The 6,794-nt window shown below is 55.3% G+C and carries 9 protein-coding genes; all 9 read left to right on the top strand.

The features are described from left to right. Positions 1-146 precede the first annotated feature (146 nt). The 9 genes from rpsJ (at position 147) to rplV (ending at position 6,786) form a co-directional block, all read left to right on the top strand. On the top strand, positions 147-458 hold the full coding sequence (rpsJ, locus tag VF694_RS16270; protein WP_003803053.1) for a 30S ribosomal protein S10: 312 nt from the start codon (positions 147-149) through the stop codon (positions 456-458). 272 nt (positions 459-730) lie between these two features. Beyond that, positions 731-2,665, top strand: coding sequence for a glycine betaine ABC transporter substrate-binding protein (locus VF694_RS16265; protein ID WP_301606203.1), 1,935 nt, complete (start codon positions 731-733; stop codon positions 2,663-2,665). Further along, positions 2,662-3,504 (top strand): quaternary amine ABC transporter ATP-binding protein, encoded by an 843-nt coding sequence (locus tag VF694_RS16260; protein WP_131071097.1) that lies wholly within the window; start codon positions 2,662-2,664, stop codon positions 3,502-3,504. Before VF694_RS16265 ends, VF694_RS16260 begins: the two co-directional genes overlap by 4 nt. Before the next feature lie 240 nt (positions 3,505-3,744). After that, positions 3,745-4,419, top strand: coding sequence for a 50S ribosomal protein L3 (rplC, locus tag VF694_RS16255; protein ID WP_003803046.1), 675 nt, complete (start codon positions 3,745-3,747; stop codon positions 4,417-4,419). A 3-nt stretch (positions 4,420-4,422) separates the two neighbouring features. After that, entirely contained in the window at positions 4,423-5,043 is a 621-nt protein-coding gene (gene rplD, locus VF694_RS16250) for a 50S ribosomal protein L4 (RefSeq protein WP_059318600.1), read from the top strand. Then, positions 5,040-5,336, top strand: a complete 297-nt coding sequence (gene rplW, locus VF694_RS16245; RefSeq protein ID WP_003803043.1) for a 50S ribosomal protein L23 — start codon at positions 5,040-5,042, stop codon at positions 5,334-5,336. The genes rplD and rplW overlap by 4 nt, the downstream gene beginning before the upstream one ends. Before the next feature lies 1 nt (position 5,337). After that, positions 5,338-6,165, top strand: coding sequence for a 50S ribosomal protein L2 (gene rplB, locus VF694_RS16240; protein ID WP_003803041.1), 828 nt, complete (start codon positions 5,338-5,340; stop codon positions 6,163-6,165). A 12-nt stretch (positions 6,166-6,177) separates the two neighbouring features. Beyond that, a complete protein-coding gene (gene rpsS, locus VF694_RS16235) occupies positions 6,178-6,453 on the top strand; it encodes a 30S ribosomal protein S19 (RefSeq protein WP_003803039.1) in 276 nt (91 codons plus the stop codon). A gap of 3 nt (positions 6,454-6,456) precedes the next feature. After that, positions 6,457-6,786 (top strand): 50S ribosomal protein L22, encoded by a 330-nt coding sequence (gene rplV / locus VF694_RS16230; protein WP_003803038.1) that lies wholly within the window; start codon positions 6,457-6,459, stop codon positions 6,784-6,786. Positions 6,787-6,794: the final 8 nt, after the last annotated feature.

The following is a 6,794-nucleotide window of genomic DNA, read 5'->3' as shown; positions in this document are numbered from 1 at the left end:
TAAGCCTTGATCGCGGTGTGAAGGTGCAAACCTTCCCGCCGCGTCTTTGCTACCCCCAAAAGGGGTGCTTTTTAGTCAGAGTTTCTTCGAGCAATCGGTAAGCCCAGTCAAAAAGCCCCCACTTATATCGTTCTTTAGGATTACCCATGAAAAACCAGAAAATCCGCATCCGTCTGAAGGCTTACGATTACAAGTTGATCGATCAGTCTGCTGCTGAGATCGTAGAAACCGCCAAGCGCACCGGCGCTGTTGTTCGTGGTCCAGTACCACTGCCAACACGTATCCGTCGCTACGACATTCTGCGTTCGCCGCACGTCAACAAGACATCGCGCGATCAGTTTGAAATGCGTACCCACCAGCGCTTGATGGACATTGTCGATCCTACCGACAAGACCGTCGACGCTCTGATGCGTCTGGATTTGCCAGCCGGTGTTGACGTCGAAATCGCTCTGCAGTAATTCTGCCTAGCAGTTCGAGATACATCGAAAGAAACGCCATGCAACTGCATGGCGTTTTTTTTCGTCCGTAAGCAGCGGTCTGACTCAGACGATAGGGTGACTAGCCGCCATTTTTTCTGAGCAGGGGTTTTGTCTCTCGTCCTTGACCCTGTTGTGAGCGATGCACGCTGATGCCGCCGTGGAGTAAAACCTGTTTTTAGTTTGTTTTTACGACCGGACACACTTTCACCCGGAAACAAATGCGACGATGAGCGGGGTGAAGGAGGACGAGAATGAAAAATCAGATACGAAAGCCATTTCTGGCCCTGTGGTACTGCCTGGGCCTATGGCTTTGCCTGTGGGGAGGTCATGCATACGCGCAAGCTTGTCAGCCGGACAAACCAATACGTCTGGCTGACTTGAGCTGGGAGAGTGCCGCGTTCAGCACGGAGCTGTATCAACAGATTCTGGAAAGGGCGTATGGCTGCAAGACTGAACGGGTGCCGGGCTCCTCGGCTGCCTTGGAAAGTGCGTTGGCACAGAATGATATCCAGGTAATCGGCGAGATCTGGTCCGGGCGTACCGAGATCATCGAGAAAGCCATTGAAGCCGGACAGGTTCAGGTTCTGGGCAATACGCTGAAGGGTGGGGCCGAGCAGGGGTGGTACGTTCCGGACTATGTGGTCGAGGGTGATCCTGACAAGGGAATCAAGCCAATTGCCCCCGATCTCCAGAAAGTTGAAGATTTGGGGCGCTACGCCACTATTTTCAGCGACCCGGAACAGCCCCATAAAGGTCGCTTCTATAACTGTCCCTCCGGTTGGGTCTGTGAAACCTTCAATAGCCGTCTGTTCGATCTCTATGGTCTGGGCGAACACTATCAGAATTTCCGACCCGGTACGGGTGCGGCTCTGGATGCGGCCATCAGTGCTGCTTATGACAGGCGTGAGCCTATCCTGTTCTATTACTGGCAGCCAGCAGGCCTCATGGCCAAGTATTCCTTCAAAAAGCTGGCCAGCGCGCCTTTCAATGAACGCTGCTGGGAAGCGGCGGTGTCTGGCAAAGGCCAGGTTTGCCCCACAGACTTCATCCTGGCCCATATTGGTGTGGCGGCCTCCACGCCTTTCGTACAGTCGCATCCTGATCTGGTGGATCTGTTCGAAAAAATCCAGCTTGAGCCTGAGCAGATGAACAAGATCATTCTGGGTATGACGGAAGGCGGACAGAATGCCCGTACACAGGTGCAGAAATTCTTGAAAGAGAACCCTGAGCAATGGCGCCAGTGGATGCCTGCGGCACAGGCAGAGCGGCTGCTGGCCTCCCTGGAGCCGCAGTCAACAGGGAAGGTCGCTGTCTCGCAGCCGTCATTTTTTGCACAGTGGTCGGCGGCGGATTGGGTGAATCGCCAATTGCTGGTAGCCGTGCGGGATTGGGGCACAGGTTTTCGTCAGATCAGCGCCTGGATTCTGACGAACGCCATCTTGCCGGTGGAGCGGGTCTTGCAGCAGGTGCCCGCCTGGGCCATCCTGGCCTTGACCGGTTTGCTGGCCTGGTGGGGCCAGCGACGTTTCCTGCCGGTCCTGCTCTACGTGGCCGGTCTGTACCTGATAGGCGCCATGGGTTTGTGGGACAAGCTGATGCAAACCTTCACTCTGGTGCTGGTGGCCACCGTTTTTTCGATTCTGATCGGTGTCCCACTTGGCATTCTTAGCGCCCGAAGTCGTCTGCTTAGAAAAGTGCTGACGCCCGTGCTGGATGTGATGCAAACCATGCCCAGTTTTGTCTATTTGATCCCAGTGCTGATGCTGTTTGGCCTGGGTAAAGTCCCCGCCGTCCTGGCCACCGTTGTCTATGCTGTCCCTCCCTTGATTCGCCTGACCAGTCTGGGACTGCGACAGGTGGACAAGCATGTGATGGAAGCGGCACAGGCGTATGGGGTCACGCGCTGGCAAATGTTGACCAAGGTCACCTTGCCTCTGGCCCGTCCCAGTATCATGGCGGGCATCAATCAGACCACCATGATGGCACTTTCCATGGTGGTGGTGGCCTCCATGATTGGGGCTCAGGGTTTGGGTGAAGACGTGCTGGCGGGGATTCAGACCCTGGATATCGGTCGTGGCTTGCAGGCAGGGGTAGCGATTGTGATCCTGGCGATTGTCATTGATCGGATCACCCAATCCTTTGGTCGTTCTCAGCGTCACCGTCGTAAGGTCAGGAGGCAAGCATGACGACGATACCTACTTCCCACCATGACTCCGACTGCAAGATCGAGCTGCGGGATGTGTATAAGGTTTTTGGTAATCGGGCGACCGAAGCCATCGATTTGTTAAAGCAAGGGGTCGACAAGCAGGCCGTGCAAAAGCAGACGGACTGCATTGTGGGGCTGGCGGGGGTAGATGCCTGCTTTCCCGCGCAGCAGATATCCTGCGTGATGGGCTTGTCCGGTTCGGGCAAATCCACGCTGGTGCGCCACATCAACCGTTTGATCGACCCCAGCGCCGGACAGGTGCTGGTGGATGGGCAGGACATCTTGCAGCTGGACATGGCCAGCCTGCGACAATTCCGCCGCTATGGAATCAGCATGGTCTTCCAGGCCTTTGGCTTGCTGCCCCATTTGACCGTGTTGGAGAATGTCGCCTTCGGTCTTGAGGTGCGTGGAGACAAGCGTTCGCAAGCCCGGGAGCAAGCTCGGCAATGGCTGGAGCGCGTGGGTCTGCATGATTATGCCGATAACTACCCTGACGAATTGTCAGGCGGGATGCAGCAACGCGTAGGCCTGGCGCGAGCGTTGGCTGTCGATGCCGATATTTTGCTGATGGACGAGGCCTTCTCGGCCCTGGACCCCTTGATTCGCTACGAGATGCAGGATGAGCTTTTGCGTTTGCAGAGCAGCCTGAACAAAACCATTATCTTCATTACGCACGATATCGATGAGGCATTGCGGCTGGGGCAGCATATTGTGGTGTTGCGTGAGGGGAGGGTGGAGCAAAGCGGGACGCCGGCGCAAATTCGGGATGAACCGGTCAATGAGTACGTCGCTCGATTCGTGAATAAGGCACATCAATAAATGGCGGGGGTGGAATCCGTTTTCTTGATGGCGCCCTGATGGCGTGCAGGGGCAAATGGGAAAAAACTGTTGTCAATCAAGCAGTTTCGGGCCATTTTTTGCAGTAAATCTTGCTTGGCTTTACAGCACCGTGCTATATTTACTAGCTTAGCCAAAAAGTTTTGGCTATGGTCGTCGCGCAAATTATTGCGTGTACTCTCAGTTAGCCCTGACCAATCGTAGTCAGGAATGGAGAAAACGATGTCGAACTCGACACCTACGCCTGCCGCGTGGCGGCTGGGCCTTGTTGGGCGTAAAGTTGGCATGACCCGTGTGTTTACAGAGGAAGGCGAGTCCATCCCTGTGACCGTGCTGGACGTGTCCAACAACCGCATCACCCAGGTCAAGACGCCCGCAGTTGACGGTTACGCTGCTGTACAGGTTGCCTTTGGCACCCGTCGTGCAACACGCGTTACCAAGCCCCAGGCAGGGCATTATGCAAAAGCTGGCGTTGAAGCTGGCAGCATCCTGAAAGAATTCCGCCTCGACCCCGCTGCTATCGCCGAGCTTTCCGCCGGTTCCGTAGTTGCTGTGGAAAGCATTTTCGAAGCGGGTCAGAAGGTTGACGTTACGGGCACCACGATCGGTAAAGGCTTTGCCGGTACCATCAAACGCCACAATTTTGGCGGCCAGCGTAACAGCCACGGTAACTCGCGCTCGCACCGCGTACCCGGTTCCATTGGTCAAGCCCAGGATCCAGGCCGTGTGTTCAAAGGTAAAAAAATGTCGGGCCATATGGGTGACGTTACCCGTACGGTTCAGAATCTTGACGTGATCCGCGTCGACGCCGAGCGTGGCTTGTTGTTGGTCCGGGGCGCTGTCCCAGGTCACAAGAACGCCAATATCGTTGTGCGCCCTGCTGTGAAAGGAGCCTAAACCATGGAACTGAAGCTCCTGAACGAACAAGGCCAAGCTGCATCCACATTGCAGGCCAACGAAAACGTTTTCGGTCGTGAATTCAACGAAGCTCTGGTTCACCAGATCGTTGTTGCTTACCAAGCCAATGCTCGCAGCGGCAACAGCAAGCAATTGACACGCGCTGAAGTCAACCACAGCACCAAAAAGCCATGGCGCCAAAAAGGCACCGGTCGCGCTCGTGCTGGTATGACATCCTCGCCCGTGTGGCGTGGAGGCGGTCGTGCATTCCCCAACACCGGTGAAGAAAACTACGCACACAAGGTCAACAAGAAGATGTACCGCGCCGGTATCAGCGCGATTCTGTCTCAGTTGGTCCGCGACGAGCGTCTGTTGGTTGTTGATTCCTTCACTCTGGAAGCACCCAAGACCCGTCTGGCAGCCAACAAGCTGAAAGACCTGGGCCTGGAATCCGTGTTGATCATCACCGACGCGCTGGACGAGAACGTGTACCTGGCTACGCGTAACCTGCCTCATGTTGCTGTGGTTGAGCCACGCTACGCCGACCCGCTGTCCCTGATCCACTACAAAAAAGTGTTGGTCACCAAAGCGGCTGTCGCTCAGTTTGAGGAGATGTTGGGATGAACGCCGAACGTCTATTGCAAGTCATTCTGGCACCTGTCGTGACTGAAAAAGCCACGTACGTTGCCGAAAAAAATCAGCAAATCGCTTTCCGCGTCGCTCCTGATGCCACCAAGCCCGAAATCAAAGCTGCTATTGAACTGCTGTTCAAGGTAGAAGTTGAGTCGGTTCAGGTGCTCAATCAGAAGGGCAAAGAAAAGCGCTTTGGCCGTTTCATGGGTCGCCGCCGCAGTGTGCGCAAGGCATATGTCTCGCTCAAGCCCGGTCAGGAACTCGACTTTTCTGAGGTGAACTAATATGGCATTGGTAAAAGTAAAACCAACGTCGCCAGGTCGCCGTGGCATGATCAAAGTGGTTCACCCTGAACTGCACAAAGGCGCTCCTTACGCGGCTTTGCTGGAAAAGAAATCCAGCAGTGCTGGCCGTAACAACAACGGCCACATCACGGTTCGTCACCGTGGCGGCGGTCACAAGCAGCATTACCGTATTGTCGACTTCCGTCGCAACAAGGACGGTATTCCTGCGAAAGTAGAACGTCTGGAATACGACCCTAACCGCAGCGCTCACATCGCATTGGTGTGCTACGCGGACGGTGAGCGTCGTTACATCATCGCCCCTCGTGGTCTGGAAGTGGGTGCAACGGTTGTATCTGGCGCGGAAGCTCCTATCCGTTCCGGCAACACTTTGCCTATCCGCAACATTCCTGTGGGTCAAACCATTCACTGCATCGAGATGCTGCCTGGTAAGGGTGCTCAAATCGCTCGTTCCGCTGGTGGTTCCGCTGTGTTGCTGGCTCGTGAAGGCACGTACGCTCAAGTGCGTCTGCGTTCCGGTGAAGTTCGCCGCATTCACATCGACTGCCGCGCCACGATTGGCGAAGTCAGCAACCACGATCACAGCCTGCGTCAGATCGGTAAAGCCGGTGCTGTTCGCTGGCGTGGTATTCGTCCTACCGTTCGCGGTGTGGCGATGAACCCAGTCGATCACCCGCACGGTGGTGGTGAAGGTCGTACGGGTGAAGGCCGTGAGCCAGTCAGCCCATGGGGTACGCCTGCCAAGGGCTACCGCACCCGTCGTAACAAGCGCACAGACAACATGATTGTTTCGCGCCGTAAGCGCAAGTAAGGGGCGAACACTATGTCACGTTCGATCAAAAAAGGCCCATTCGTTGATGCTCACCTGATCAAAAAGGTTGATGCAGCCGTTGTGGGTAACGACAAGCGACCAATCAAGACCTGGTCGCGCCGCTCGACCATCCTGCCCGAGTTCATTGGGCTGACGATTGCCGTTCACAATGGTCGTCAACATATTCCCGTTTACATTAACGAGAACATGGTTGGCCACAAGCTCGGCGAGTTCGCCTTGACCCGTACTTTCAAGGGTCACGCTGCGGACAAAAAGGCCCGGAGATAAGTGATGGAAACTACAGCAATTATTCGTGGAGTCCATATTTCGGCGCAAAAAGCACGTCTGGTTGCGGATATGATCCGCGGCAAGTCCGTTGCTCACGCTCTGAATACGCTGACTTTCACTCCCAAGAAAGCCGCTGGCATCATCAAGAAAGCTCTGGAATCGGCTATTGCCAACGCTGAGCACAATGACGGCGCCGATATCGACGAACTGAAAGTTACGTCCATTTACGTGGACAAGGCTCAGTCGTTGAAGCGTTTTTCTGCACGAGCCAAAGGCCGCGGTAACCGTATTGAGAAGCAGACTTGCCACATTGTGGTCAAAGTCGGCGCTTAAGGAGTCAC

It is taken from the genome of Alcaligenes sp. Lyrl_28, assembly GCF_051948705.1.
GTDB lineage: Bacteria > Pseudomonadota > Gammaproteobacteria > Burkholderiales > Burkholderiaceae_B > Alcaligenes > Alcaligenes ammonioxydans.
This window is presented reverse-complemented; position numbering and strand designations above follow the sequence as displayed.